The organism is Candidatus Symbiopectobacterium sp. NZEC135 (assembly GCF_025962695.1).
Genome location: NZ_JAGFPF010000312.1, coordinates 1 through 1,820, shown reverse-complemented (window position 1 = coordinate 1,820; position 1,820 = coordinate 1). Strand labels below are relative to the sequence as shown.

At 45.8% G+C, this 1,820-nt stretch carries 2 protein-coding genes and 1 pseudogene; 2 read left to right on the top strand and 1 reads right to left on the bottom strand.

Translation table 11 applies throughout. The features are described from left to right. Nucleotides 1–300 (top strand): annotated as a pseudogene (locus J5224_RS26315) (LysE family translocator); the annotation flags it as partial. A gap of 29 nt (nucleotides 301–329) precedes the next feature. Here the strand turns inward: J5224_RS26315 and J5224_RS26310 are convergent. Further along, nucleotides 330–578 (bottom strand): GlsB/YeaQ/YmgE family stress response membrane protein, encoded by a 249-nt coding sequence (locus J5224_RS26310; RefSeq protein ID WP_264628123.1) that lies wholly within the window; start codon nucleotides 576–578, stop codon nucleotides 330–332. Between the two features lie 721 nt (nucleotides 579–1,299). Between J5224_RS26310 and J5224_RS26305 the strand changes: the two genes are divergently transcribed. After that, nucleotides 1,300–1,820: PTS transporter subunit IIC (locus J5224_RS26305; RefSeq protein ID WP_319802491.1), on the top strand; the 521-nt coding region annotated here is incomplete at its 3' end.

Genomic DNA, 1,820 nt, shown 5'->3' with positions numbered 1-1,820 from the left:
ATTCGTGCCGCCTACGTTGCCAATGTGCTCAATATCAAAGCCATTTTACTGTATGTGACGGTAGTGCCTCTGTTTGCAGGCGCTACGCGTGACAGTCAACCACTGGAACAGAGCGTGATGAGCTTTATGGCGTTGGCGACGGTGCACGTCGCCATCATGAGCGGATGGTTGCTGCTGACAACACAGGTGCTGCTGCGCTCGGCGCGCGCCGTCAATATGCAGACCATGGAAACCACCATCAACCTCGGTGGCGGGCTGATGCTGCTAGGGCTGACGCTGTGGCCTTATCTACAAGGGTAAAGGCGGGACAGTGATCCCGCCTTGTGCGATTACGCGCGAATTTTACGGTACACCAGCAGCACCACCAGAGCGCCAACCACCGCAACGCAGAAACTGCCAAGATTGAAACCGTCCACGCGGCCAAAGCCAAAGAAAGTGCTGATATAACCGCCCACCACCGCGCCAACGATGCCGAGCAAAACCGTAATAATAAATCCGCCACCGTCTTTTCCCGGCATGATCCATTTTGCCAAAACACCCGCAACCAACCCAAAGATAATCCAGGACAAGATTCCCATAACCACCTCATGTTTTACAGATGAAAACGCGCATCCAGGACACACGCGAACGACCAGTACTTCATCAAGTATAGGCACAAATGGCAGCAAGCGAGTTGTGCTGCGTTGAAGATTTTTATGGACAATTCAATTGGAGATTAATGAGTTAACGTTAAACGGGTAAAACAGATATTAAAAAATGCATCACCTTCTCTCTACTGGCGTTTTATTCTTAGAACCAAGAATAAAGGGTATTCTACAGATGAAACTCCCGTCGGGTTATATTGCATAAAAAAGTGATAACAAACAATTAACCAACGACAATAACAAAGCGTTAAAATAATAATAGCGCTTTCGATAAAATAGTAAAAATCCCATATACAAACACAAAGAAACATTGTTTTACAATTTTGGAACGATGTTTTATTTTTCTGATTAAGATCTCATATTAAAAAAATCGCACTGAGAAAAATTGGTTATTCGTGCTGTAGTAGCGTGGCAAGGATTATTGTAAAGATAAATTATCAAGACGTAGAGCCTATCCCAGTGGGCATCATTAGCGTAGCCAGTTTGTTTACGGGCAGCGCGCAGAAACCAGGGACAGGCTCTTAATAACACCAACGAATGTAGCATAACGCCAATGAGAACAGGTTCGCCCTGCCTCTGTGCACGCTCACGCCTGGCGTGCACACAACGGCTGTTCTGCAAACACGTTTGCTATCACTATACCTACAGGGTCAACATGGACATATTGTTAAGTCTGGTTAAAACGCCGTCTGTCATCATTGCCATTGTCGCTTTTTTAGGATTATTATTCCAAAAGGCCACGATTTCACGATTAATAACAGGGACGTTTCTCTCCTTTATTGGCTTTACCATGATAAAAGTAGGCGGGAGCATTTTAATGAAAGTGCTTACCGCTTTTAGCAGCTTATTTTCACACGCCTTTAATATTGTTGGCGTGGTGCCCAGTAACGAAGCCATCATGGCGGCAACTATTGATAAGATAGGTGCCACGGCGGCGTTGATATTGCTGTTCTCGATGATCACCAATATCCTGCTCGCCCGTTTTACTCGTATGAAAAATATCTATTTATCGCTACATCTGGTGCTGTTCATGGCATTCGCTCTGACCGCCGTGTTAGCACAATTAGGCTACAGCGTGTTGTTTATCGTGATCATCGCGTCGGCTTTCATTGGGTTCTACATGGCATTTGCCCCTTACGTATTGGGGCGATTCAGCCGCAAAATCATCGGCTCTGA